At 31.2% G+C, this 26,375-nt stretch carries 22 protein-coding genes; 6 read left to right on the plus strand and 16 right to left on the minus strand.

Annotated elements, in window-relative coordinates; all coding sequences use genetic code 11:
* Positions 1 to 14 precede the first annotated feature (14 nt).
* From allB to RBU61_RS15375, 4 genes are all read right to left on the minus strand, one after another.
* Positions 15 to 1,373: an allantoinase AllB gene (allB, locus tag RBU61_RS15360; protein ID WP_308876516.1), complete on the minus strand. Its 1,359-nt coding sequence runs from the start codon at positions 1,371 to 1,373 to the stop codon at positions 15 to 17.
* Positions 1,374 to 1,471: 98 nt separating this feature from the next.
* Positions 1,472 to 2,722, minus strand: coding sequence for an allantoate deiminase (allC, locus tag RBU61_RS15365; protein WP_308876517.1), 1,251 nt, complete (start codon positions 2,720 to 2,722; stop codon positions 1,472 to 1,474).
* A gap of 178 nt (positions 2,723 to 2,900) precedes the next feature.
* Positions 2,901 to 4,040 (minus strand): alanine--glyoxylate aminotransferase family protein, encoded by a 1,140-nt coding sequence (locus tag RBU61_RS15370; RefSeq protein WP_308876518.1) that lies wholly within the window; start codon positions 4,038 to 4,040, stop codon positions 2,901 to 2,903.
* 26 nt (positions 4,041 to 4,066) lie between these two features.
* On the minus strand, positions 4,067 to 4,414 hold the full coding sequence (locus RBU61_RS15375) for a cupin domain-containing protein (RefSeq protein ID WP_308876519.1): 348 nt from the start codon (positions 4,412 to 4,414) through the stop codon (positions 4,067 to 4,069).
* Positions 4,415 to 4,606: 192 nt separating this feature from the next.
* Here RBU61_RS15375 and allE point away from each other — a divergent pair, with 192 nt between their 5' ends.
* A complete protein-coding gene (allE, locus tag RBU61_RS15380) occupies positions 4,607 to 5,371 on the plus strand; it encodes a (S)-ureidoglycine aminohydrolase (protein WP_308876520.1) in 765 nt (254 codons plus the stop codon).
* Positions 5,372 to 5,419: 48 nt separating this feature from the next.
* On the opposite strand, the gene RBU61_RS15385 is transcribed toward allE, so the two are convergent.
* The 8 genes from RBU61_RS15385 to RBU61_RS15420 all read right to left on the minus strand — a co-directional run bounded on the left by RBU61_RS15385 (position 5,420) and on the right by RBU61_RS15420 (position 18,230).
* Positions 5,420 to 7,075, minus strand: a complete 1,656-nt coding sequence (locus RBU61_RS15385; RefSeq protein WP_308876521.1) for a PucR family transcriptional regulator ligand-binding domain-containing protein — start codon at positions 7,073 to 7,075, stop codon at positions 5,420 to 5,422.
* Between the two features lie 40 nt (positions 7,076 to 7,115).
* Positions 7,116 to 7,967: a transposase gene (locus RBU61_RS15390; protein ID WP_308876522.1), complete on the minus strand. Its 852-nt coding sequence runs from the start codon at positions 7,965 to 7,967 to the stop codon at positions 7,116 to 7,118.
* A 243-nt stretch (positions 7,968 to 8,210) separates the two neighbouring features.
* Positions 8,211 to 10,010: a 5'-nucleotidase C-terminal domain-containing protein gene (locus RBU61_RS15395; protein ID WP_308876523.1), complete on the minus strand. Its 1,800-nt coding sequence runs from the start codon at positions 10,008 to 10,010 to the stop codon at positions 8,211 to 8,213.
* A gap of 132 nt (positions 10,011 to 10,142) precedes the next feature.
* Positions 10,143 to 12,179, minus strand: coding sequence for a 5'-nucleotidase C-terminal domain-containing protein (locus RBU61_RS15400; RefSeq protein ID WP_308876524.1), 2,037 nt, complete (start codon positions 12,177 to 12,179; stop codon positions 10,143 to 10,145).
* Positions 12,180 to 12,309: 130 nt separating this feature from the next.
* Positions 12,310 to 13,257, minus strand: coding sequence for an ABC transporter ATP-binding protein (locus RBU61_RS15405; RefSeq protein ID WP_308876525.1), 948 nt, complete (start codon positions 13,255 to 13,257; stop codon positions 12,310 to 12,312).
* Positions 13,258 to 13,261: 4 nt separating this feature from the next.
* Positions 13,262 to 14,926, minus strand: coding sequence for an iron ABC transporter permease (locus tag RBU61_RS15410; protein WP_308879834.1), 1,665 nt, complete (start codon positions 14,924 to 14,926; stop codon positions 13,262 to 13,264).
* Positions 14,916 to 15,989: an ABC transporter substrate-binding protein gene (locus RBU61_RS15415; protein WP_308876526.1), complete on the minus strand. Its 1,074-nt coding sequence runs from the start codon at positions 15,987 to 15,989 to the stop codon at positions 14,916 to 14,918. Before RBU61_RS15415 ends, RBU61_RS15410 begins: the two co-directional genes overlap by 11 nt.
* A gap of 249 nt (positions 15,990 to 16,238) precedes the next feature.
* Positions 16,239 to 18,230, minus strand: a complete 1,992-nt coding sequence (locus tag RBU61_RS15420) for a methyl-accepting chemotaxis protein (protein ID WP_308876527.1) — start codon at positions 18,228 to 18,230, stop codon at positions 16,239 to 16,241.
* Between the two features lie 159 nt (positions 18,231 to 18,389).
* Between RBU61_RS15420 and RBU61_RS15425 the strand changes: the two genes are divergently transcribed.
* From RBU61_RS15425 to RBU61_RS15435, 3 genes are read left to right on the plus strand one after another with little or no spacing between them, the layout of a single operon-like run.
* Positions 18,390 to 18,608, plus strand: coding sequence for a DUF1659 domain-containing protein (locus RBU61_RS15425; RefSeq protein ID WP_308876528.1), 219 nt, complete (start codon positions 18,390 to 18,392; stop codon positions 18,606 to 18,608).
* A 32-nt stretch (positions 18,609 to 18,640) separates the two neighbouring features.
* Positions 18,641 to 18,859 (plus strand): DUF2922 domain-containing protein, encoded by a 219-nt coding sequence (locus tag RBU61_RS15430; RefSeq protein ID WP_308876529.1) that lies wholly within the window; start codon positions 18,641 to 18,643, stop codon positions 18,857 to 18,859.
* 50 nt (positions 18,860 to 18,909) lie between these two features.
* Positions 18,910 to 19,050: a YvrJ family protein gene (locus tag RBU61_RS15435; protein WP_308876530.1), complete on the plus strand. Its 141-nt coding sequence runs from the start codon at positions 18,910 to 18,912 to the stop codon at positions 19,048 to 19,050.
* A 32-nt stretch (positions 19,051 to 19,082) separates the two neighbouring features.
* Here the strand turns inward: RBU61_RS15435 and RBU61_RS15440 are convergent, their stop codons facing one another.
* The 3 genes from RBU61_RS15440 to RBU61_RS15450 form a co-directional block, all read right to left on the minus strand.
* Positions 19,083 to 19,784, minus strand: a complete 702-nt coding sequence (locus tag RBU61_RS15440; RefSeq protein ID WP_308876531.1) for a PepSY domain-containing protein — start codon at positions 19,782 to 19,784, stop codon at positions 19,083 to 19,085.
* 152 nt (positions 19,785 to 19,936) lie between these two features.
* A complete protein-coding gene (locus RBU61_RS15445) occupies positions 19,937 to 20,581 on the minus strand; it encodes a hypothetical protein (protein WP_308876532.1) in 645 nt (214 codons plus the stop codon).
* Entirely contained in the window at positions 20,568 to 22,481 is a 1,914-nt protein-coding gene (locus RBU61_RS15450) for an AraC family transcriptional regulator (protein ID WP_308876533.1), read from the minus strand. Before RBU61_RS15450 ends, RBU61_RS15445 begins: the two co-directional genes overlap by 14 nt.
* A gap of 250 nt (positions 22,482 to 22,731) precedes the next feature.
* Here RBU61_RS15450 and RBU61_RS15455 point away from each other — a divergent pair, with 250 nt between their 5' ends.
* On the plus strand, positions 22,732 to 23,229 hold the full coding sequence (locus RBU61_RS15455; RefSeq protein WP_308876534.1) for a hypothetical protein: 498 nt from the start codon (positions 22,732 to 22,734) through the stop codon (positions 23,227 to 23,229).
* Complete coding sequence (locus tag RBU61_RS15460; RefSeq protein ID WP_308876535.1) at positions 23,219 to 23,767, plus strand: sigma-70 family RNA polymerase sigma factor; 549 nt, start codon at positions 23,219 to 23,221, stop codon at positions 23,765 to 23,767. The genes RBU61_RS15455 and RBU61_RS15460 overlap by 11 nt, the downstream gene beginning before the upstream one ends.
* A gap of 129 nt (positions 23,768 to 23,896) precedes the next feature.
* Here the strand turns inward: RBU61_RS15460 and RBU61_RS15465 are convergent, their stop codons facing one another.
* On the minus strand, positions 23,897 to 26,074 hold the full coding sequence (locus RBU61_RS15465) for a 5'-nucleotidase C-terminal domain-containing protein (RefSeq protein ID WP_308876536.1): 2,178 nt from the start codon (positions 26,072 to 26,074) through the stop codon (positions 23,897 to 23,899).
* Positions 26,075 to 26,375: the final 301 nt, after the last annotated feature.

The raw sequence follows: 26,375 nt of genomic DNA on the forward strand, positions 1-26,375 counted from the left end.
GTTTTCCCTCCATATTAGTTTTCTTTTTTTACTAACTGTCCATAACCCTTTTGACCAACTACATTATTTTCTTCTGCTACAACTTCTCCTCTTAAAATAGTACAAACTGGTAATCCTTTTCCTTTTAAACCTACAAATGCTGAAATCTTGTTGACATATTGTAAAGATTCAGAGGTAATCTCCCACTCCTTCTCTGGATCTAGAATTACAAGATCTGCATCAAAGCCTACTTCAATTGCACCTTTTCTTCCATATAGTCCAAAAGCCTTAGCTGGTCCTTCACTTAATGTGCGTGCTAATATGGTTGGAGAATATCCTCTCTTAGCAACTCCTTCGCTAAATGTAACCTGCATTACATTTTGAATACCACTGATTCCACCCCATGCACCAAATATGCCATGAGTATTTTCATCTTTTTCTTCAGGAGTACAAGGAGAATGGTCTGAACTAACACAGCTTAAAGTTCCATTGTCTACATATTCCCACATCTTTTCAACAGCCTCTGCCTCTCTTAGAGGTGGCGCACATTTGAACAAGCTACCATTCTTCACAACATCATCTCTATTAAAAGCTAAATAATGACTACAAGTCTCCCCAGTCACATCTACACCTTCTTGTTGTGCTTTTTGAATAACCTTTGCAACTGCAGGATGACTTACATGACAAATATGAACCTTTACTCCTATTTCTTTTGCTAAATCAATAATATTTTTAGTAGCCATTACTTCAGCTATTAGAGGACGGGAATTTAGAAAATCCTCCCATGTTTGTTTCTCTTTTTTCTTTGCTCTTCCTTCTTCCCATTTAATAATGGAATAGTCTTCGCAGTGGAATCCTGCTCTTGCATCAACAGTCTTTAATAGTTCCAGTGCTTCTCTTACTTGACCCATGGTTAAAGAAACATAGTCTGGTGATACAGGCCCAATAAAAGATTTAAATGCAACACATCCCTTTTTGTCCAACTCAATTAATGAATTTAAATTATAGTCTACTAACCCTCCCCAAAAACAATAGTCCACATAGGCATTTGGCGAAACAACCTTATATTTATCATCAAAAATCTTTCCGTCAGTTAATGCAGGTTCATTTTGTAAAGGCATATCTATAATAGTGGTAATACCTCCAACAGCAGCAGCTGATGTTCCATGTGAATAATCCTCCCTCCATGTATAACCTGGATCATTTAGATGGGCATGAGTGTCAATCCCTCCTGGAAATATGTATTTTCCATTAACATCGATAATCTTACTGGCAATTACATCATCTTCTGATGAGATTATTGCAGCTATTCTACCATCTTTTACACAAATGCTACCCTTATAAATTCTCTCTGAAGTAACTATAAGTCCATTTTTTACAGCTAAGTCAAACATTGGCATTCTTCCCTTCCATAAGTAATAGAGTGCTATTATTTTGAACCGTAAACATTAACTAAATCCTTTCCCCTTTTTTATTTTTATAAAAACCTATATTACTTATATGCTAAATAATATAGAGTCTCTATTAATGCATTGATTCCTTCTACTAAATCCTTAGTTTTTGTAAATTCATCGGGATTATGGCTTATACCTTTGTGACTTGGAACAAATATTAATGCTGTTGGATACCTTTTTGTAAATATTTGAGCATCGTGGCCTGCACCACTATACATTAATTTGTAGTTGAGTCCTTTATTTTTACATTGTTCCTCAATGATTTGTACCAGCTCACTGTCCATAGCTGAGGGTTTACAGCTCATATACATTTCTATGCTGGTCTTTAAATCCATTTTATTAGATACTTCTCTTACAATGTTCTCTATATCTTCTGTAAATTTAACTAGCATTTCTTCACATATATGTCTTACATCTAAGGAGAATATTGTTTTGCCAGGGACTACATTTACAGTATTAGGAACTAGTTTCATACTTCCTATTGTGGCTACTAAGGGCTCTCCATACTCTATGGATCTATCTAAAATTTGTTGTATCATTTTAGTTGAGCCATGAAGAGAATCTTTTCTATATTTCATAGGAGTAGTACCTGCATGGTTTGACTCTCCTACTACTTCTATTGTGAATCTTCTTTGTCCTACTATATGCTCCACTATACCAATAGATTTTCCTTCAATCTCCAATACTCCCCCTTGCTCTACATGGAGTTCTATAAACGCCTTTATATCATTTCTTCCTTGATCTTTTGCATCCTTGAAATCAAATCCTGCATTATGCATGGTATCTACAAAGCTTATACATTTCACATCTTTTAAATCCTTTACATCTTCTCGACTTACATTACCAATAATATTTCTCGAACCCCAGAATGTATATGGAAAACGACTTCCTTCCTCCTCTGCTATGGAAACTACCTCTATATTCCTAAGAGGTTCTCCATAGATGCTTCTTAAATACTCCATTGCAATAATTCCACCAATAATACCTAATTGACCATCAAATTTTCCTCCATTTACTACTGTATCTATATGAGAGCCTGTTAAAATAGTTTCGTCCTTATATGTTGTTCCTTCTAACCTTCCAAAAGTATTCCCTACTTCATCTTGATAAGCTTCAAAGCCTTTTTCTCTCAATAATTCTAATAATGAATTTTGAGTTTCTACCCACTCCTCTGTATATAATAGTCTTGAAATTCCTCCCTTATGGTCTTTACCATATTGGCTTATCCAATCTAATAAATTGACTATTTCAGTTTCCATATAACTTGAGTCAAGTTCCTTAATGCTCACCCGCTCCCCTCCTTCTTCATATATTTTTCTATTTAAATAGATTATATTATTTTTAACAAAGTTTTCCTTATCCTTTATGGATAAAAGAAATTTATCCTTTTATCTTGTTAATATAAAAACAATTATCTACAAAAAACACCTTATGCTTTTAAAGCATAAGGTGTTTTTTATTTATCTATTATCTTAAATTGTCTAGTAAAGTACCTACGCCTTTACCAACTTCAAAATCAATTCCACATCTTATTAATGTTCTCTCTATAGCTCCCATAACTGATATTAGATAATGTTCATCTATATTTCCCATATGTCCGAACCTAAACATCTTACCTGCATAAGCTCCAAGCCCACCTGCTACAACAGCACCTTCTTCTGCAAGTATTTTTCTAAACTCTGCATCATCTATACCATCCATATATAACACATTTGATAAAGTAACAGCTCTATATTCTTTATTTGCAAGAAGAGTGAATCCTAAAGATTCAAGACCTGCCTGTGTTGCCCTTGCAAATTTAATATGTCTATTATATCTATTTTCGATGCCTTCTTTTTTAATTATGTTCACTGATTCCTTAAGAGCCCAAATAAGGTTTACCGCTGGAGTTGCAAAATATTTTGATGGATCTTCCATTATTGGTATCCATTTTTCAAAGTCAATATAATAATCTGGAATGGTACCAAAGGACTTTCTTCTAGCTAAAGCCTTTTCACCTGCCCAAAGAATTGCCAATCCTGGACATACTCCAAAGGCTTTTTGTGATCCTGTTAGAAGAATATCTATATTCATAGAATTTAATTTTTCCGGTTCAGCTGCTGTTGCACATACTCCATCTACAATATATAAAGTATCAGGGAATTTTTTCATCATCTCACCTATTTCAGCTACTGGCGCAGCTACTCCCGTTGAAGTATCTACATGAGTCACTGTTATGGCATTATAATGCTTTTCTGATAACTTTTTTTCAATATCAGAAACTGACACTATCTCTCCCCACTTTGCCTCTATTACATCTACATTAATTCCTCTTCTTTCGCAGATTTCAATAAATCTATTTCCAAAAAATCCATTCGATATAATAAGTATATTATCTCCACTTCTCATGGTATTTGCTATGGACATTTCCATAGCCATAGTACCTGTACCAGCTATTACAAATACTTGCCCTGTTGCATCCCATAGCTCCATCATATCATTCAAAAGCTCTTTATAATCCTTTACGAAATTAGGATCTCCAAAGGCAACAATTTCTCTTCCCATTTCATCTTGAATACTTTTAACTACAGGTGTTGGACCTGGTATTGCTACTAATTTTTGTACCATAACTATACCTCCTAATATTTTATAATTTAACTATATAAAATTAACATAATATATTCTAAATCCTCTTCCCCCATTGATTCAATTGAATGTGCATCACCATCTCTACATATGGCTAAGTCTCCTGGTTCAAGAACTGTCTCTTCCCCATTATCATTATATAATGCCTTACCTCTTATTATAAAATATGCCTCTTGATCCCCTTCATGAGTATGATAGCCAATAGAGTTACCTGGTTTTATAATTGATTTTCCATATAACCTTCCCTTCCCTAAAAAGTCCTCATGTTCAAAGAAGTTGATTACAGTTACATATCCTTTCCCGCCTTTGAGTCCATCTATTACCTCTATATTATAATCATTAAAACGTCTTATCACCTTCTCGCCCCCTTATTTTATTGAGTAGGTTTGTTTCTATATATTAATTGTACATCTTAGTCAAATTAAATTAAGGATAAAAAGTTGTTTTATTTTTATCAATATTTGATAAAGCCTTTTATTAGTAATAAGTTTAATATTATACTTAGTAAGTATCAATAAATGTAATAAATATCGAAAGGAGAATTGATAATGGGTTATCGTAATGATTTATTAAGTAGTAGATCAATTATAAAACACGGCAGCTATGCCTTAATTACACCAGAAGGACTTGTTAATAATGTTATTCCATATTTTGAAAAATGTACGATTAGTATAGTGGCTTCTCCCAAATTAGGTGCAAGTTTCGTTCAGTATCTAGTAAAAATGGAAGCTGACGGAAAAACTACTAAAGGCTTTGGAGGCAATGGTATTGAAACCTTTGTATATGTAGTATCAGGAAATCTAACTGTTACTGTAGATGGAGTTAAGTATGAATTAGCTGAAGGGGGATATGTATATTCCCCACCGAATCTCAGTATGATCCTTGAAAACAATTCAAATAATACTACAGAGCTTGTACTTTATAAACAAAGATATATCCCTGTTGAAGGAATAAAAGAACCTTGGGTTGTATGTAATAATGTTAACAGCTTAGAAGCAATATTTTATGATGGAATGGAAGATGTTACAATGATAGATTTACTCCCCACAGACATATCCTTTGATATGAACTTCCACATACTTACATTTAAACCAGGAGGTTCACACCCATTTATTGAGACCCATGTTCAAGAACATGGAGCATATTTATTGTCAGGAGAAGGTATATACAACTTAGACAATAATTGGGTTGGAGTTAAAAAAGGTGACTTTATATGGATGGGACCTTATGTACAACAAGCCACTTATGCCGTTGGCTATGAACCTCTATCATATGTTTATTCTAAGGATTGCAACAGAGACCCAGAAATATAGTTTAATCCATAATAAATTAAAATGGCTTCCTCAATTTAGGAAGCCATTTTAATTTATTATACGAAGTATCTTTAGTCCTATTTCCATTTCAAGCATATTTGCCCTATCATCTATATCTAATTTTGTTAATTCCCTTATCCTATTTAATCTATATAACACAGTCTTATAGTGAACGTATAATTCCTCGGCAGTTTTTACTGCATTTAAATTACAAGATAAATATTTTTCCAGAGTATTCAAAAGCTCATTATTCTTATCTTTGTCATAGTCTCTAAGTACTAATAAAGAAGGATGAACAAACCGTCTTAATGCTTCTCTATCTTCATATCCACATAAAAGCTTGTATATTCCTAATTCATCAAATACCGTAATAGAATTAGTTCCTAGTATCTTGTGCCCATAATCTACTGCATCCTTAGCCTCAGAATAAGATTTACTTATTTCAATTGGATTGTTTGCTACCCCACCTATACCTATTGATATATTTACATTGCCTATTTCATTATGAATAACCTTTTTAAGCTCTAAACTAAAATCCTTAATTGTATCATAAGTTCCCTTTAAACTTATGTCATTTACCAAAGGCCATAACATAATTATATAATCCCCTTTATTAATAGAGATATAGTCCGTAACATAATAATAAGATACCCTCTCTATCCTTTTTTTTATCTTTTCCATTAAAGAATGGAGTCCTTCTGATGGAGTTTTCCTACAAGAAATATAGTTTTCGTATTCACTTATACCTATAATATTTACTATGAATTTTCTCTTTAGATTCCAACCTAATATATTTGCCCTATTAAAAATACTATCTTCAGATTCAAATCTACCATTGATTAAATCATCCATTAAATCCCCTTTATATTTTAATTCCACTTCTTTAACTGCTACGTCTTTTAACATCTCTAGCTTTAAAGTGGTTGCTGCAGTCTCTAAGGCAATAAAATCTAAATCCTCCATTATTCTATTTTTTTCCACTACCCCTAAATATCCATTTATTCCATTTAGCAATTGAATTGGCTCTATTATTACAGGGTGTACCTCATCATTTTCATCTAAAAATTTTATCCTTAGACTATAGATTGGATATTCTTTTTCTACTAAACCCTTGATCTCATCATCAAGTATTTCTATATTCCTATATTTATCATTATTCCATGCTATAGGATTGAATTCACTATTAAAAATCATTACTGGGTTCTCTACTAAATCACCAAGGGTCTTGGCCACAGAGGATATCCCTTTCATTTCAAGGGATAGCTTAGTAAACCTCTTATGACAATCCTTATAATAATTAAGCTTATTCACTTGATCATTAAATATTTCCCCCATTACAGGGTAGGTAATATCTATATACTTCGTATCTCCTGTTATTTCAATGATTGGAAAATCTAATTCATCTGCCAATTCAATTACTTCATTAGGTATAGAAGTTAAAAATCTAGACGTTTTAATTATTAGCGCGGCAGCTCCCTTTTCCGCTAGTTTTTGTACAAGACTTTTTTGCGTTTCTATATCCTTATCAATTGAATAAAAACTAGTTAATAGAAGTTCTCCCCCTTTAATCCAATTGACTATATCCGGCCTCTCTATTATTGTAATGCCTTCCACATAGATATTTTTATTTTCAACTGTTCCTGCCACTAATCTTGCATTCTTAAAACAAGACATCTTGATTAATCCACTAAGTAGTATGCCCATGGCGCACCTCTCTTTAATCTAGTAATCTCTTAATTGTTTCTTATTTAATGCCACCAAGTATCTTTCTTATTGCCCCGCCTGTAATATTTATATTTTTACTTATTTCCTCTGTGGTATATCCATGACTTAATGCTTCACAAGCATACTCTTGCTTATATTTTACTAAATATCTTTTTCTGGAACCTTCTTTAATTAATTTGTAATCTGATATTGTTTTACAAACTGATTTTAATATATCATCAAGAGAAATTTTTTTTTGGCGCTTATTCTCTTTATTTAATGCTTCCTTAAATTCTTCATTACCTATAAATTCTACTTGTTCAAACTCTTCTTTTAGTATTTTATAATCTTCTAGAGGTTGATCCATCAATTCCTCATACTTTTTTATAGCTTGTAGCCTATCTATTGAAAGCATCTCTAATAATTCTTCAATATTTATTAGATTACCTACATTCATTCTATAAAACACATCTGAGCTCCATTTATATTTGGTCATGGAATTACAGATACTATTATATACTGGGTTATTATGTATATATCTTATTAGTCCTATAAGATATGATTCATTTTGAACTAAAATACTTCTATATCTACCTTTAAAGGGAGAGCCTGTTCTTTCTTTTTTCCTATTATAATATTTAGCATATCTAGTATTTATCCTATGCATTATACGACTTATGGAAATGTTGTGGGTTTTTATGACAAAATGGTAGTGATTATCCATTATAGCATAGGCTAATAAATAAAAATCAAACATCTCCTTTACTTCACCCATGATCTTTAATAGTTCTATTTTATCTTCGTCTCCCTCAAAAATAAAAGCCTTATTATTACCCCTATGAATGATATGATATATTGCACCGTAATATTCTATCCTCGGCCTTCTTCCCACAATACTCCCTCCTACAATAAACACTACATTATATATTCAACAAAAATTTCTAAAATCCTCTATTTTTATTAATAAAATTTAAAATAAGTAACAAAAACGGTGCCAGGCACCGTTTTTGTTTTAAAACTATATTCTTACTCATCTCCATTATTGTATATCCATACCTTAAGGCTTTCTCTGAATATTTTTAAATAACTCCGATTTCTAAAGCCAGGCTTCAAAAATCGGAGTTATTTTTATAATCTATGGAACTAATATTACCTGATTTGGGAATATTAAGTTTGGATTTTTTAAGCTATTGAATTTTGCTAATTCTTCCCAAGTTGTGTTAAACTCTTTAGCTATTCTCCAAAGAACGTCTCCAGATTTTACTGTATATTTCTTTGCTTCTGGTTTAACTTCTGGAGCTGGTATTTGTTCTGATGCTTCTTCTTTTTCTTCTTCTACAGGCTCTACTACTTCTTGAGTCTCTTCCACAGGTTCTGCTTCAGTCGTCTCTAATGGTAAGCCTATTACTCTACCTTCTACTTCAGGTGCAATTTCACCTAATTCAGTTATATATTCTGCTATAACTTCTGATAATAGTCCGTATTGAGCTAATACTGGAGCACCTTCAAACATTGTATATCCGTCTCCACCTACTGACATAAAGTCATTAGTAACTACTTTGTATTTCTTATCTAAATCTAATTTTTCACCATTTACTAATAAATCTACTATTCTATTTCCAACTTCTTTATTTGGATCTATTTTATAAGTCATTCCAGCAACATGAGGGAATTTTCCTGCTACTTCTGGATATGCATCATTACCAAATTCTAAAGCTTCTAATAATGCTTTTCCTGTTACTTCTATAACTACTGGATAGTTAGAGAATGGGAATACAGTGTGAATATTATCAAGAGTAATATCACCTGCTTCTATTGAAGCTCTAATTCCACCACCATTGGTAATTGCCACATCTGCACCACTTAAATTAAGCATTGCATCTGTTAAAAGGTTTCCTAAGTTGGATTCATTTCCTCTAACTACTGTTCTTTCACCTTCTAATTTTACTGTTGTCTTTCCTATAACAGTTTCTAATACCTTCTTATTTTCTTCTTCAACTTTTTCTATTTCTGCTTTTATTTCTTCATTTGGTGTTACTTCTTTAGTTCCTTCATAATCTAATAGTTTTGCCGTCTTATTAACAACTTTACCATCTGCTATTTCAAGTTCAGCTATACCTATTCTTTTCATATGCTCATTAGCTTGAACTATTAGTGTATCTTCTACTAATTTACCTTCTGGTAATTCAGTATGGCTATGACCATCAACTATAACATCTATTCCCTTTACTTTTTCTGCCACATCTGAAGATAAAGTAGCACCAGCCTTCTTAGATTCTTCATCTAAGCCAAGGTGAGTTAAAGCAATTATTATATCTACCTTTTCATCTTGTAATTTTTTAACCATTTTTTCTGCTACTTCTACTGGAGAGCTAAATTCAATATCTTTGAAAAATGTTGGGTTAGCTTTATATACTGTTTCCTCTGTAGATAAACCAAAAATACCAACCTTTAGTCCTTCAAATTCTTTGATTACATATTCTTCAAACTCTGCTTTACTACCATCTTTTTTAACTATATTTGCTCCTAAGAAAGGAAATTTAGCTTTTTCTTTTAATTCTACTAATCTTTCAGTATTATAATCAAACTCATGATTACCTATAACTGAAGCATCAAACTTCAAAGCATTCATTAAGTTTATCATAACGTCACCTTTACTTAATGTTACTAAGTTAGTTCCATGGATCATATCTCCACCACCCAATAAAAGAACATTTGGGTTTTCAGCCTTTAAATTATCTACTACAGTCTTTAGTTTTGCAAATCCAATGATATTCTCTCCATCATCAGTTACATTACCATGTACGTCATTTACGTGTACAATAGTCAATTTCGTTGTACTTTCAGCTGATGCTGGTACTGCTCCTACCAATATACCTATTACAAGGGCCATTGATAAGAAGAAACTTAAAATTCTTTTGTTTTTAAAGTTCATAAATAAACCCCCTAAATTTATTAATTATTCAATTTATATCCATTATAACCTAAATCTAACAAACTTCCTACTCCTTTTCCGCAATAACTCCGATTTTTGAAGCCAGGCTTCAAAAATCGGAGTTATTATAATTTATGGAACTAATATTACCTGATTTGGGAATATTAGGTTTGGATTTTTTAAGCTATTAAACTTTGCTAATTCTTGCCAAGTTGTATTAAATTCTTTAGCTATTCTCCAAAGAACGTCTCCAGATTTTACTGTATATTTCTTTGGCTCTGGTTGTTCTTGTGTTTCTGTTGTTGTCTCTGTTGTTTTCGCTTTTTCTTCTTTTAATTTTTCTGTAGGCTCTACTACTTCTTTTACTACAATATTATGTTCTTTTAATACTTCTTCTGGAATTAATCCTTTTTTTATCATTTCTTCTGCATTTATTGCCTTTGCATTATAGCTTCTTCCATCTTCTGATACTGGAAGCTCTAAACTTCCTTTATTTATTTCACCTATTAAATAATCTCTTAGAGGATGGTTTAAGTCTATTCCTACTACTTCCCAGTTATTATCAATCTCTGGTATTATTTCTTTATTTTCTCTAATATATTCTGCTATATATGTTCTTAAAGCTTTTGGATCTGATTCAAAATATGGCTCTAAATCTTCATCTATAATACCCATACTCTTTAGTCCGCCATATCTATAATTATTTACAGCAAGTTTAAATATATCTGTATCTTTAACAAGTTCGCCATTAAATCTTAAATCAACTATTCTTTCTCCCTCTGGCTTAGATATATCTACTTTATAATCTACTCCTTGGAACATATCATAATTATATCCTCTAATATCAGGATTAAAGCTAATGTTTATATCTCCAGGTGTAAATGTATTATAATATTTTGCTGACCATTCCATATAGTTTTTTAATTGTTCTCCATTTATCTCTATACCTACTAAAGTATTAGGATATTTATAAATATCAAATATACTTGCATAAGTTAAGTTTCCAGCCTTTAAGTTTGAATCGGACTTAAATAAAGCAGCACCTGCTACATCTGCCCCTGTAGCTTCTAATTGTATATTATTAATTAAATCCATTACAGCTGTATCTCTTATTTGTGCCTCTGGAATTCCTTTTATTTCTGACTCTGGATGAAAATCTTCTTTAGCAGTACCTATTACTTCCTCTAAGAATTCTAAAGTTTTTTCATGGGCTTCTTTAGAATGTTCTACTAATTCCTTTGAAGCTTCATATTCTTTTACTTCTATGATTTCAACTTTATTATCGGCTAAAACCCAATTATCATTTTCTTTTTTAAGGTTTAGGTCAAATCTAACTACTTGTCTACCTTGATCTCTCGCTGCTCCTACTACTGTATTACCAAACTTCTCGTTTACTGTAACATGACCGTGTCCTACCATTAATGCAGCAATCTCAGGGAACTTTTCTATAATTGCCTTTGCACCATCATTTCCGTACTCTGTTTCAAATCCAGCATGGGCAGATGCAATTATAACATCAACTTTTTCTACTTCCTTTAATTCTTTTATATGCTTTTCAGCAGCAGTTGCCATATCTTCGAATTTTAATTCTGTTACCTTTGGTCCATCCCATTTTGGAATATTTGGGTTCGTAAAACCAAGGATTCCTACCTTAACTCCTGATACTTCCACTACAGTATAAGGCTTTACTAAATAGCTTCCATCTTCTTTATAAGTAGCATTTGCAGCTAAAAGTGGAAACTCTGCTTCTTTTTCTATTTTTTTAATCAAATCTATTCCAAAGTTAAACTCATGATTTCCTAGAATCATAGCATCATATTTCATAAAGTTCATAGCATCTATTACAGGATTAGCTAAGTCTTCTCTAGTATTATATAAATCATCAGAAAGTATTGTACCTTGAATAGTATCTCCATTATCTATAAGGATTGTATTAGGGTTTTCTTCTCTAATTTTTTGTATAACTGAGAAAACCTTTGTCATACCAATATCTTCACTTTCTACTCCATCTTCATAAGACCAATTATAAATATTGGCATGTAAATCTGTAGTTCCTAGAACTGTAATATTTATAGTTTCTCCATCGGCAAATGCAGTTCCTGGAACTATAATTCCAAACACCATAAATAGTGCCAATAATAAACTATAGATTTTTTTGTTTCTTAACATAGATACATCCTCCTCAAATTTTTCTATATTATATCTATATTCTACAAAGAATCAAAAACTCCTTCTTTAATTTGGTAAATTTTTCTAGATAATTAAAATATAACCAACTTATGGTCACTAAAGGTGGAAATTATATTTTATTTTTATGACTAATTTCTATATCTACCTTATCGCCCAGACTAAATTCACTATTGTCCTTCCCCGATAAATGAACTTCTAATATCTGTTGATTATTTTGGATTTTATATTCTGTATGTTGCCCCATAAAGACCTTTTCTTTAATAATATATTTTCCGTTAATACTTCTTTCCATTTTTATATCTTCAGGTCTTAAAATATAGTTCTTCTCATCTTCAATAAATAAATTAGATTTACCAATAAAAGATGCCACATATTCATTTGCTGGATAAAAATATATTTCTTTGGGAGAACCTATCTGTACTATATTTCCCTTCTCCATGACTACAATTTTATCTGATAGGGAAAGAGCCTCCGATTGATCGTGGGTTACAAATATCATTGTGATATTTAACCTTTTTTGAAGCTCCTTTAATTCCTCCCTCATTTTCACTCTAAGGCTTGCATCTAAATTACTAAGAGGTTCATCTAGAAGTAAAATTTTAGGATTAGTAGCCATGGATCTGGCTAAAGCAACTCTTTGCTGTTGTCCACCACTTAAATTTCCTACTTTACTTTTTTCATATCCTTCAAGTCCAACTATATTAATATAGTCTTTAGCTATTTCCATGGCTTTTCTCTTTTTTTCTTTCCTATAGAATCTAATCCCATAAGCAATATTTTCTATTACATTCATATGAGGAAATAGAGCATAGTTTTGGAAAACTGTAGATATAGGTCTTTTTTCTGGTGGAAATTTAGTGATATTTAATTCATCTAGTAAAATTTCTCCTTTATCAGGATATAGAAAACCGCCTAATAAGTTTAATGTAGTAGTTTTACCACAGCCTGAAGGTCCTAATATAGTTACAAATTCCCCTTCTTCTACTTTAAGATTAAATTCTCTTACTCCATTATCCTTATCAAATAGTTTAGTTAAGTCCTTCATCTCTAAAAACATTTTCTCACGCCCTTTCCTTACTAAGAAGTTTTATAGCAATTAGATTTACTGAAACTGTTATAACAATAAGTATACTTGCCATCACTGCTCCTAAACCATATTGTCCATTTGAAATATCTTTAAACATTACAATACTAGATACTACATTTCTAGGAGATACTAAAAATATAATAGCTCCTACAGTGGTCATACAAGCAGTAAATGTATTTATAAAGCTAGTAAGAAAAGTTGGCTTTAATAGAGGAAATATAATAGTCATAAGTATTCTAGTTCTTGATGCTCCTAAATCTCTAGCTGCATCTTCAATTTTACTATTCATAGTTGTAAAATAGGCATTGGCAGCTTTATTCGCAACTGAAATATGTCTAAAAGTATTATTCAATATTACAATTAAAGTAGTCCCTGTCAACAATAAGGGTTCATTATTAAATGCTACAATATATCCAAGTCCAAAAAATATTCCTGGAATAATATATGGTAAAGAAGATATAAATTCAATATATTTCATAAAGGGTAATTCTCTTCTATGTGTATAATAAGATAATAATATTCCTATTATGGAAGAGATAATCCCTGAACTTATGGCGAAAACTATACTTCTATATATACTAGGTAAATATCCGAATCTAACTTCTTTAAAATGTTTTAAGGTAAATTTAAGACTTCCAGAAGAATTAATAGATATTGCAGATAAAAATATATTTCCATATTTCAATATCATTAAAAGAAAAAATAATCCTGTTATAAATGACAATATACACCTAATTCCAAAAGGAAGATTAAAATCATAATTATCTCCTCCAACAGCCTTAGTCCCACTAGATAAATTATTTAGTTTCGTCATATTTTTTCTATAGAAATAAAAAGCAATTATTGCTGGTGGAATAAGGAGAACTGACATAGCCGCAGCCTTGCCTAAATCTCCAGAAGAAAAAATCTTCATATAGGCTTCAGTTGCCAATACTTTAAACCTTCCACCTATGATTATGGGAGTACCAAAGTCTGCTAGATTTATAGTAAACTGTAAAAATAAAACAGACATAATTCCTGGAAAACTGGCAGGTAAAATTACATTGATTAAAGTACTCATGGGAGATGCTCCCAAATCTCTAGATGCTAATATCTGTCTATTGTCTATGGAGTCTAAAGTCGAAATAAGCATCATGGAAGCAAGGGATACTTGTCCTAAAGTTTGAAGCAAAACTATCCCCTTCCAACCATAGGGGTTTACACTTAAACCCAATAGATTATAAGTTATAAGTCCTCTTCTTCCAAATAATAAAATCAATGCCAAGGCTGAAACAAAAGGTGGAGATATCATAGTAATCATCAATGATTTCAGGATTATCTTCTTTAACCTTTCTCTTTGCAAAAAAGTAAATAAACTTATGATTAATGCAAAAAAAGTCCCAAGTATTGAAGATAAAGTTGAGACAAATAAACTATTTTTTATTAATTTAATATTTTCATTTTTAAGTAAGTCCTTGTAGTTATCTAAGGTAAAAACACCTTTACTATAAAAACTTGTAGATATTACCATAATAATCGGATATAGAATAAACATAAGTAAACTTATTATAACTGTAAATAGAATTAATTTGTCTATAACATAGTCAAAAGAAAGAGCTGAAAAATCAACTCTTTCTTTTAATTTACTTCTATTTATCACCAACTAAATCCTTCCATCTTTCAAGGATACTATCTCTGTCTTTACCCATTAATTCTAAATCAAAGTCTATAAGTTTACTCTTATCTAATCCGCTCATTAATTCTGGTGCTTCCACATCATCTCTAGCCATTATTCTAGCATCTGCTTCTCTTAAAATAGTCTGACCTTCTTGAGATAAATACCAATCTATAAATACTTTTGCAGCATCTAAATTTTTAGTATTTTTAAATATAGCTATAGGTGCAGGAGTCCAAGGAATTAAGTCCTCTGGATAAACAACGCTAGTAGGGTTAGTCTCACCAATATTGAAAGTACCACCAGTAATAGCCACAACACCTATGGCAAACTCACCTGCTCCTACCTTTTCAAGTGGTTCTCCGCCACCTTTAGCATAGAATTCTATATTATCATCTAATCTATTAAAGTAATCCCAAGCCTTTTCTTCTCCCCATGCCTGAATAAGTCCACTTACTATGGCATAGTTAGTACCTGAAATAGCAGGATCAGCCATCATTACTTCTCCCTTATACTTTGGATCAGCTAAATCTTCCCAAGTTTTTGGAGCCTCAAGCCCCTTTTCCTTAAGAATATCATCGTTTACAATAAATCCAGCTGGAACTAAAGCTAATCCTGAGAAATTTCCATCTTTATCATTATATTGTGGATTTATAGCTTCAGCTTCTGGTGATTTATATGCCTCAAGATATCCCAAATCCCTAGCATTTAAATAGGAATCTACTCCACCCCCAAACCAAATATCAGCAGTAGTCTTTCCATCTTCTGCTTGCAACTTAGCAAGAGCAGCACCTGTTGACATACTTAACCACTCAATTTTAATTCCTGTCTTTTCAGTGAAAGCATCAAATGAATTTTCAGCTCCACCATAAGCAACTAAAACTTCTAAAGTCGTTCCTTCAAATGGCTTTTCCACAACCTCTGTCGTATCTGCATCTTGTCCAACTTCTGGATTTATAGATGGTTGTTCTGATTGTTCTTTCTTGGTACATCCTGTAAAAGTAAAAGCCATAATAATAATTAATAATAAGGCTACAAGTCTCTTCATATCATTTCCTCCTGTACAATTTTTAACCAATTCAGTTTAACATAGTAGTTTTTTGAAAGCAAATTAATTTTATCTATAACAGATTGTTAATTTATAGATAAAATTAATACTTCAATAATTCCAATTTTATTAAAATCACCTCCTTACCTATTCTATATATTAGGCGAGGAGGTGATAAAATGGCTATAACAACTATTAAAAAGAAAATATTCTTGAGGCTTGAGCTTTATAGTGGATCGGGGTTACTGATTAGAATCTTACTTGAGAAACTATTTCCTCTAATCTATCTGATATATATTTATTTCTTTCTATTATTTTACTTATATCATTTACTGCCTCTACAATATTCATATTCTTATCTGCAATATTTGTAGTAGCTAAAGTTGATTCTTCCACTGTAATAGATACTTCCTTAATTGCTATGGAAATTTCATTTATAGTTGCTGAAAGCTCTTCTGCTGTGGCACTTAAATCTGATATTACATTGTTTAAGTGGGAACCATCTTCTCTATATTGATTTACTGCATCTACCATCAGCTCATAATCTGTATATATATCTTTTTCTATGAAATCCATTACAAGAGATATACTTTTGATTAAATTTTCCACTGACTTTGTAATACCTTCAGTTACAGTTTGTATTTCTCCTATTGTTGAATTAGAATTCTCTGCTAGCTTTCTTATTTCATCTGCAACTACTGCAAAACCTCTACCAGACTCTCCTGCTCTAGCTGCCTCAATAGCTGCATTTAATGATAGTAAGGAAGTTTGTTCTGATATTTCCAGTATTGCATTGGATAATATATTTATTTTCTCCACTTCTTTAGATGAAACTATAGCATTATCTATTTCCTTTCTTGCATCAGAATATATATTCATAGTTTTATCTTTTGCAGTAATAAATTGATGACTTAGTTTATCTGCCTTTATACTTATTTCATTAGATGTGTTTGCACCTTCTTCTACCTTCTCTGCAAAGTCCGATAATGCTCTTTCTATCTCCTGTGAGGACTCGTTTATAGATATGGTAGTAGCTGAGGTTTCCTCCATACCTGCAGATAATTCTTCAGTTGTAGCAGAAGTATCCTCTGCCTCATTTAATAAATAATGAACTTTGTTTAAAGTTTCTTCACTTACTTCATTGCTTATATCTATAGACTCTTTCATATCCACCATAAAAGCCTTTAACTTTTCTATAATAAGATTGAAAGAACCATATATTTCTCCTAATTCATCTTTTCTATTTAAATCCTTTTCACTTATGGATTTAGATAAATCTAAATTGGATATATCTTCAGCAATTTTTACAGAATCCTTAATAGGGTTTGTTATGTTATTTGCCACATATAATACAAGTATTATGGATATAAGGATTACACCTATTGTAGCAGCTAGAGTAAGGAAAATAACCCTATTTATAGTACCCATTACATTATTATTTTCCACGGATACTCCTACTGTCCAATTACTTTCCTCCACAGGACCATAGAAAAACAATCTATCTACTCCATCAAAATCTTGTATCTTTCTATCTTTAAGCTTTAATCCAACCTTTCCGACTAACTCTGATACTTTTCCTAAATCATCTATTTTCTTAAAGCTGCCATCTTTATTAGGCTTATATTCATCATTCAAATGAGTCAGTATATTACCTTTATCATCTATTAAAAATGCGTAGGATCCTTCTCCATAATCAGCTTGAGCTATGAAGTCTACTAAATAATCAATAGATATATCAGTTCCCATTACACCATCTATACCACTTAATGTTTTAAACTTTTTAGATATGGTCATTACCATTTCATTAGTGACAGCATCTATATATGGTTCTGAAATAAAGAAGTCTTCAGTTGCCATTGCTCCTATATACCAGGGTCTAGTTGTAGCCTTAAATTCTTCTACACTTATACCTTCTGAAAAATAGGTATTGTCTCCATAGGAAATATAGTAAGTGTTGTCTGGATTTTCCTCTGTTAATTTAGTTACCAATCCTTTTATATAATCTTTTTCGTGGTTATCATTGTATATAATTCCATCTAATATTCCATTTATGAACTCCTTCTCACGAATCATCCACTGATTCACTTCTCTAGCAGTGGCATATGCCTCCAATGTAGTATTTTCATTAATCTTAGATTCAAGATTTTTGATTGCTAAGGTATAGTTAATAACTGAAATAAGTAAAATTGAAAAAATACAAATAAATGCAGTAAATACAAGTAACTTTGCCTTTAGTTTCAATTTTTCTCCCCCCCTTTTTTCTCTATATATACCCATATATAGACAAATAACTCCAATTTCTGAACCAAGGCTTCAAAAATTGGAGTTATTTAAATTTATTAGAATCACCCTAGTAACTTTATCTTACCTATTCTATATATTAGGCAAGGAGGTGATAAAATGGCTATAACAACTATTAAGGAAAAAACATCCTTGAGACTTGAGCTTGACGGTGGAATAGTTGACGGTAAACAAAAAATCCACCCAAAATCCTTTACACAAATTAAAACCACAGCAGAAGACCAAGACTTATACAATGCAGCCGCAGCTATTGCTGGCCTACAGGATAAGAATTTGTTAAAGGTACAAAGAGTGGAAACTACTACTCTTATTGAGTAATTAGGTTTCTCTAATAGAAAGGTGGTGATACAATGGAAAAAACTAAATTAGAAATGGAATTTATTGATGAAGCAAATAAAAAATTTGTCCTATCAATAGATGAGCCAAAGGCAGAGCTAGATTCTGAGGAGGTAAGATCTGCAATGGATACAATTCTTGCATCCAATATATTTATGTCCTCTACTGGAGAACTTGCAGATGTTTCAGAAGCTAGAATAGTATATACATCAGTAAGTAAATTTGATATTTAATAAAAGGGGACATTAAGTCCCCTTTAACCACATAAAAGGATGGTGATATAATGGAAGAAATATATTCTGGTATAGCTAATCTAGGATTTCCCATAGTTCTTTCCATATATTTATTAGTAAGAATAGAAGGCAAATTAAATCAGCTATCAGAAAGTATTATTGAGTTATCTAAAACCATAGGTAATCTATAATAACTCCGATTTTTGGTCACCAAAAATCGGAATTATTCTTTTTCAAACTTTAATATAGCTCCTGTTATGGCGTGGATTTCTATCTCATATTCATAATCATCGTTATACATTTCTATTTCATATTTTGGTGGATTATCATCTTTATCTAACTCCATCTCTTCCAAATCTGCATCTCTGCCTATTTTATCAAGGGCAATTTTTATGGCCTTATCTCTACTGATAAGATTTGTTTTTACCACTTCTTTTTCTTCTTTTTTGTGTTTTTTATCTGAATTTTTATTTCCCTCATGTTTATTTACTTTGTCTTTATTTACTTTATCTTTATCTTTATCTTTATCTTTATTATTTATAATTTTCTCCACATCTAAATCTTCTATTTTTCCAGTAACACCGTCAACTTTAATAGTAAATATCTTTGTAAGGTTTTTATTTAATACACTGGTTATTTCAACATTATAATGAGGATCCTCATAGCCAAGTAATGTTTCAACCTTAGTGACTTCTGATTTGTTTTTAGGTGCTTTTTTCATAGCTATGGCTTTCGCTTCTTCTTGAGAAATATATTCAACAGATTTCTTATTTGTTACTACACTTGAACTAACTCTAGGAATACTATATCTTATTCCATTAGCAGCCTCTGCTAATGTAGTAGGATTCACAGCAGATACTACCATAGTAACTGCTAAAGTTCCTATTAACATAGGTACTACTTTTTTAATCATTTTCTTTGTCATTAAAACCAACTCCTTTTGTTTTTCTTGATTTTATTTTATATGGTTTTATGACAATTAGAAAGTTTGAATACCATTAAAAACAAGTTTTTCAACATATCAAACATGTAGAATACTCTATGTTTGTTTTTTACATATCCAGTGTTTCCAATGGTTTAGTCCACTTCATCTTTCTCAAAATCAATCACTGCTCCAGTTATGGCATGGATTTCTATTTCATATTCATATTTACCTAAAATAATTTCTAATTCATATTTAGGTGGATTATCATCAAGATCAGATTGAATTTTTATTAATTCTGCTCCTTCTCCTACTTTACTAATTCCAATTTTTATTGCCTCATCTGAAGATATATAATTAGATTTGACAATTGATTTTTCTTCCTGTTTTTTGTTGTTCTTATTATTTTTGTTATTCTTGTTATCTTTATTATTTTTATTGTTTGTATTATTTTTATCTTTTTTATCTTTTTTATCTTTTTTGTCCTTATAATCCTTATTCTTTTCAGGATTTTTTTCTTGATTGTTTTTGCCCTTTACTTCTTCTATTTCAGGTTCCTCTACTTCTTCCTCTATGGGTTTTTCTATTGGTTCTTCTATTGGATTTTCCACAGGCTTTTCTATCACATTTTCTATGGGCTTTTCTACAATAGGTGTTTCCTTCTGGTTTTCTACAATATTTCCTGAATTGTTTTGCACTAGGTTGGAAGTAGTATTAAGTTTAATTACAGTAGTAATTAGTCCAACAGATAAAACTACTATAATCAATATAAGTATCTTTACTAACTTATTGCTTTTCATAATACTCCTCCCTTCCCTGTTTTCTAAATTCTTCTGTAGTCATACCAACTTTTTTCTTAAATATAGTATAAAAATATCTATTATCATAATAACCTACAGCTTCTGAAATATCTTTGGCAGTATCTTCAGTATTTATAAGAAGCTCCTTTGCCCTTTGAATTCTGCAATTAATTATATAATCATTAAGAGTAATACCCTTTTCTTCTCTAAATATCTGTCTAATATATCCTAAAGATAAGCCTATATCCTTAGATATTTCATCTGCTGCGAAACCTTGTCTAGTAAAGTTATTATTAATATATTCCTCTACCTTGTCTGCTATGGAATCCTTATTGGCACTGGCAGCCGCTTTAGTATCTTCTATTTCATTATATAAGATTATTTGATTTTCACCTATGGATAAGGCATATTGAGCAGCTAATAGAGAATATCTATGACTTAATCTAATACTTTCCATAGTATTTACTACAGTTCCAATTCCTATGGAAACTGTCACATCTAATTTATCCGCTATAATGTCTTGAATATTTATTAAATCCTCCATTATCTTTTCCATCATATTATCCTGGAAATTATCTTCATTTATAATTCCGCCCATAGAATTAGAAGAAGTTATGGCCCATACCCATTCAGTATTATCTTCAAAGATATTGATAAGCTCCTCCAGTAAATTTGAAGAAGAATTTTCATCATTCATAATCCCTAAGGTTAAAAACTTCTCCTTAGAAAATCCTAAAGCTTCCCTAGATAAGTCATTATAATTTCCATTGAATATCCTAGCAGTATAGGACCTTCTATTTTTTATAATAAGACTCTTATAGACATCACCTAAGAAAGTATATTCATCTACCTCCATGGAGTTTCCAAGGGAAGGTTCTTCCTTTATATCCTTTATTAAATCATTTAAGGGTCCATAAATTCTTTTAATTGAAATTATACTAACTATTAAACTAATAAACATCGCAATAATAAAAAGCAAAGCTATAACTCTATTAATTCCAGCAGTCTCTTCTCCTATGACCCAATAGGGAATTATACTAATAAATGCAAAACCAATATTCCCAGCCTTTTTAAATGTAATAAAGGATTTCTCTCCTAAATAATCTCCTATAAAACTATCCTCTTCCTTAGGATTATTAGCTATACCATTGTAGAGTTCTCCCCTAGGTAAGCCCTTGCCGAAACTTCCTCCCTTAGAATCCGATATAATTTCTCCACCACTATTAACAATAATCATGGTTCCTTCTTTATTTTCTATATTAACTAATTTTGATAGTTTGTTCTGATCAATATTAACTATTATTCCAGATTCGATATTGCCAAATTTATCATTGGAAGCATATACAATGGATATATAGTCCTTCTTATAATCAGTACCATTAGTATTGTAGTGAACCTTTCTAGGAAAGAATACTTCATTTTTATATGAGTCATAATTCTTCTCGAAATCCTTAAATAATTTTATGGCTGATCTATCATAAAAATTCTCAATAGTCTCCGGTGGATAAATATTAGATAAAACTAAATCTGTCTTTTCATTTATTATATATACAGAATCCACTAGATCATCTCTAAAGGCAGCACTATCTATAATATCTGAAGCAGTTTTAATATCCTCACTTGTTATCTTTCCTTCTCCTAGCACCTTTTCTATATCCTTATTCCTAGACCATAAAGCATAAAAGTCTCCATATATATTGGTTAAAGCATAATAAACAGTATTATAGGACTGTTTCATTATATCCTGCTCAGATTCAGTAATCCTTTCCTTAGTCCTAGAGGATACAAAATAGGATACTAGACCCATTAATATACTAGTGAGCAATATGGAAGTTATTAAATATAAAATTACCAATCTAACTAATAGCTTATTATTTGTAAAAATCTTTCTCAAATTCATCTAATCATCCCTAAAATTCTTCATTTATTTTAGTATAACATCTATTTATTTGTTTTAAAATAAGCTTTTGTTGTTTTCCCGGAAGATATGTAGAAAAAAATCGCTGTAACACTGTTGTTTTACAGGTTTTTCGACCATGACTTTGAGAAAGTCCCTGTAATTTCCTTTTCTATTGATTTGAAACTTACGTTCTGATATTATGGTCTTAATATGGAACGCCCGTTTGACTTATGAAGGAGGTAGAAAACTTATGGAGAGATTATTTAGAGAGGAACTCATGGCAGTATTACCAGAATATATAAGGTCAAAAGGAAACTGCACTGTGGTATATTTAGAAAAGATGGAACCATTCGTAATTGAAAGATCTATTAAAACAGTGATTAAAGCATTGGAGAAACACTACAAAGTAACCCCTAGGGAAGTTAAGAGAAAATATCAACACCTTATATCATCATCTAATCTAATACCTATGCCCCTTAGTGAAGAGAATATCTTTGTTCCCATTAAAACTAGAACCCCTATCTGTAAGAATGATGGAGCTTTTAGCTATATAAATATAAAACATATTTATATAGTGACAGATAAAAAAGATCATAGAGAAGTCTGTCTTAGTGATGGAAAAATAATTAAATCAATATCAACCTTGCCTACATTACAAAATCATATAAGAAATGGCTACATAATAAAGAGTTTCCATAAGGATTATTCTATAAATGTAGCGGAAAATGAGGGAGATTATGTGGGATAAATTAGTTAGTAAAGCCAAAGAAGGAAATAAGTTCTCTATGGAAGAAATCATCGAAAGACTAAGACCCCTATTGATTAGTTCCATTAGGAGATACTATAACAAACCCAATGAATATGATGACTTAATTCAAGATGGAGTTATTTGCATATTAGAGTCCATAAAGGACTTCGACGAATCTAAGGAAGTCCATTTCTTAGGATATATACAATCAAAACTTAAATACCTATATCTAAACAAACATAAAGTAAAATTTCACCTATCCCTTAATGAGCCCATCGGAGATAATGACGGAGAGATTATGGATTTTTTAGTATCAGATAGTAAAGACACCATTGAATTGATTATAGAAGATGAAACCAATAACTTAATTAAAGAATCCCTAGATAAATTAACAGAAAGACAAAGAGAGATTATACTTCTCTTTTATATGGAAAATATGAGTATGTATGAAATAGCAGATAAATTAGGCATAAGCTATAGGACTGTAGTTAATCTAAAAACTACGGCAGTGAACAATCTAAAAAAATGGATTAGGTGAATTTAAATCCTATAATTAGATGAAGCAAATGAAAATAAGCCCAGGGGGCTAACTCCTTGAGCTTATTTTTTTATTTATTTTGATGATTTTGAGAACGTTTTTTATATTCTCTTTTTCAATCCATTAAAACTAAGGTATTAATATTTCTTGTCCTGGATAAATTCTATGTGGATTTTTAATCTTATTATATTCTGCTAGTTTTTGCCATGTTGTTTCAAATTCTAAAGCTATTCTATATAAAACATCTCCAGATTTTACAGTATATATTGTTTGTTCCTCTGGAGCAGGTTTTTCTTCAGGCTTTTCTACCAATTCTTCCACTGGTTCCTCTACTAGCTCTTCTGTTGGTTCTTCTATTATCTCTTCTACGATTTCTTTTCTGGAAGCATTAAGTTTTTCATAGAACTCTCCCTTATTTTCTATTCCTTTAAATAGACTTGGGTCAAGACCTACTTTTTCTGATAAAGTATTTATTTCTTCCTCTGTTACTGGTTCTTGAATATTTATAGATGCAATATTTGTATATTTACCGTCTTCAGTTTTTGGCACTTCTAAGATTCCTTCATTTATTAGTTCTACTATATCTTTTCTCACTGGAGCATCTGTATCTACTCCAACTATCTTCCAAGTATTATTTAACTTTCCTTCATATACTCCATTCTTAACATCTTGAATATATCTAGCCGCTAAATTACGAATTCTTCCTTCAATTTCACCATAGGCAGCTTCGTCTTGAGTTGAATATATTTGTTCAAATTCTCTATCTTCTAAAGGACCACCTTTACCTATAAGTGCCTTCATCCTATAAGCATTTAGACCTAGTTTAATTTCGTCTTCTGGGTTTATAGCTGTATCGTCCAAATGTCTTAGATTTACGATTCTATTTCCATAGTCCTTGCTTAAATCTATCTCATATTTTACTCCACCAAATATATCATTAGTGCTATACTTTGAAGCACGACGTTCTTTATTAAAGCTAACTGTTACATCACCTGGTTTTGATGTATTAAAATAGTCTACTGACCATTCCATATAATCCTTAAGATCTTTACCAGTTACTTTATATACAGTTACTTCTCCACCAGCATATTGGTAATTATATGAAATATCTTTTTTCTTTATAGGTCCAACATTTAGACCTGCTTTGTCGTTATCAATTTGATGGGCAACTACATCTGCACCATTACTATAGTGAAGCATAACCTCGCTAAAGAAATTTGTAAGAGGTGTTTCTTGAATCTGTACAGTGGGAATTCCTTTTATTTCATCTTCTGCTACAAAATCCATTGTTTGTAACTCTCCAATTATAGTGTTAGCATCATCTCTAGCAATTTCATGGAAAGGGTTAAGAACTTTTTCTAACTCTGGATCTACATCATATTCCCCTACTTTTATAGCAGAACCTTTTTTATCCTTTAGTATAAATTTATCATTTTCTTTTACAAATGTTAAATCTACTCTAGATATATCTGTAGCATATTTATTTGGTTCAACTATTAATACTCCATTTACCATGTCTTCTTCGTGTAGTTTGTGCATATGCCCTGCAAAAATAGCAGCAATTTCTGGACAGGCATTAGCAAGGTCTGCAACTCCTGTATCTGGGTTATTGTTTTCATTGTCCATTCCCATATGCATAAGTCCAACTATAACATCTACTTTTCCTTCTAATTCTTTTATTACTTCTTTAGTTTCTTCCACTGCATTTCTAACTTCTTTTCCTTCAAAAGTATCCGTATCTTCTTTAAATTCTACTACCATTGGAGTAGTCATTCCTATTATACCTACTTTAATTCCTTCTCTTTCAACAATGGTGTAGGCATCAAAATAACGTGCTCCATTATCTTTATAAACATTTCCTCCTAGAACAGCACCATTGAATTGTTTAGTAATATTATCAAGTATATCAAATCCATAATCAAATTCATGATTTCCCATGGTCCATGCATCATATCCCATAGTATTCATAGCTAACATAGCAGGATGCTTGTCCATTTCCTTAAATAATTCGGCAGAATTGTCCTGAATAGTATCTCCTGCATCTAATAAAATTGTATTTGGATTTTCCTTGCGAACTTCCTTAACTGCTGTGCTAATTTGAGCAAAGCTTCCACTAGGATTAGAACCATCTATTGCATAATCCCAAGGCATATACCTTCCATGTACATCTGAAGTTGATAATAATGTAATTGTAATTTCTTCATTTGCTTCTGCATATGCAGGAACAAAGTTTGATACTAGCATGGTTAATACCATTGCTACAACTAAAACTATACTAAAATGTCTCTTACTTTGATACCTTTTCATTTAATTTCCCCTTTCTTTAAATCCATATAGATACGCACATTTTGTCGAATTGTCGAATCCGGCAACTAAAATATACCATTTATGGACATTCTTTGCAATAGCACTACATAGTATATTAGCAAAATCAAGGCAAGCTCAGAGAAAAGCTATCTATATTAGTTCCTTCTTCATGAATATGGAAAATCTTATAAATCTTTAATTATGTTTGATATATTCATAGTGAATAATTAGAAGAGATAGTTAAGGTAATGCTATGGATAGTAATGATTTAAATCATTGAAAATAGCATGTATATAATATA

Origin of the sequence: Tissierella sp. MB52-C2 (assembly GCF_030931715.1) — a bacterium.
Taxonomy (GTDB): domain Bacteria; phylum Bacillota; class Clostridia; order Tissierellales; family Tissierellaceae; genus Tissierella.

What these genes read in the sequence shown, in the direction of transcription:
- allB (WP_308876516.1), bottom strand. Translation starts at nt 1,373, where the DNA reads ATGTTTGACTTAGCTGTAAAAAATGGACTTATAGTTACTTCAGAGAGA.
- RBU61_RS15370 (WP_308876518.1), bottom strand. Translation starts at nt 4,040, where the DNA reads ATGGTACAAAAATTAGTAGCAATACCAGGTCCAACACCTGTAGTTAAA.
- allE (WP_308876520.1), top strand. Translation starts at nt 4,607, where the DNA reads ATGGGTTATCGTAATGATTTATTAAGTAGTAGATCAATTATAAAACAC.
- RBU61_RS15385 (WP_308876521.1), bottom strand. Translation starts at nt 7,075, where the DNA reads ATGGGCATACTACTTAGTGGATTAATCAAGATGTCTTGTTTTAAGAAT.
- RBU61_RS15395 (WP_308876523.1), bottom strand. Translation starts at nt 10,010, where the DNA reads ATGAACTTTAAAAACAAAAGAATTTTAAGTTTCTTCTTATCAATGGCC.
- RBU61_RS15400 (WP_308876524.1), bottom strand. Translation starts at nt 12,179, where the DNA reads ATGTTAAGAAACAAAAAAATCTATAGTTTATTATTGGCACTATTTATG.
- RBU61_RS15405 (WP_308876525.1), bottom strand. Translation starts at nt 13,257, where the DNA reads ATGTTTTTAGAGATGAAGGACTTAACTAAACTATTTGATAAGGATAAT.
- RBU61_RS15415 (WP_308876526.1), bottom strand. Translation starts at nt 15,989, where the DNA reads ATGAAGAGACTTGTAGCCTTATTATTAATTATTATTATGGCTTTTACT.
- RBU61_RS15425 (WP_308876528.1), top strand. Translation starts at nt 18,390, where the DNA reads ATGGCTATAACAACTATTAAGGAAAAAACATCCTTGAGACTTGAGCTT.
- RBU61_RS15430 (WP_308876529.1), top strand. Translation starts at nt 18,641, where the DNA reads ATGGAAAAAACTAAATTAGAAATGGAATTTATTGATGAAGCAAATAAA.
- RBU61_RS15435 (WP_308876530.1), top strand. Translation starts at nt 18,910, where the DNA reads ATGGAAGAAATATATTCTGGTATAGCTAATCTAGGATTTCCCATAGTT.
- RBU61_RS15440 (WP_308876531.1), bottom strand. Translation starts at nt 19,784, where the DNA reads ATGACAAAGAAAATGATTAAAAAAGTAGTACCTATGTTAATAGGAACT.
- RBU61_RS15445 (WP_308876532.1), bottom strand. Translation starts at nt 20,581, where the DNA reads ATGAAAAGCAATAAGTTAGTAAAGATACTTATATTGATTATAGTAGTT.
- RBU61_RS15450 (WP_308876533.1), bottom strand. Translation starts at nt 22,481, where the DNA reads ATGAATTTGAGAAAGATTTTTACAAATAATAAGCTATTAGTTAGATTG.
- RBU61_RS15455 (WP_308876534.1), top strand. Translation starts at nt 22,732, where the DNA reads ATGGAGAGATTATTTAGAGAGGAACTCATGGCAGTATTACCAGAATAT.
- RBU61_RS15460 (WP_308876535.1), top strand. Translation starts at nt 23,219, where the DNA reads ATGTGGGATAAATTAGTTAGTAAAGCCAAAGAAGGAAATAAGTTCTCT.
- RBU61_RS15465 (WP_308876536.1), bottom strand. Translation starts at nt 26,074, where the DNA reads ATGAAAAGGTATCAAAGTAAGAGACATTTTAGTATAGTTTTAGTTGTA.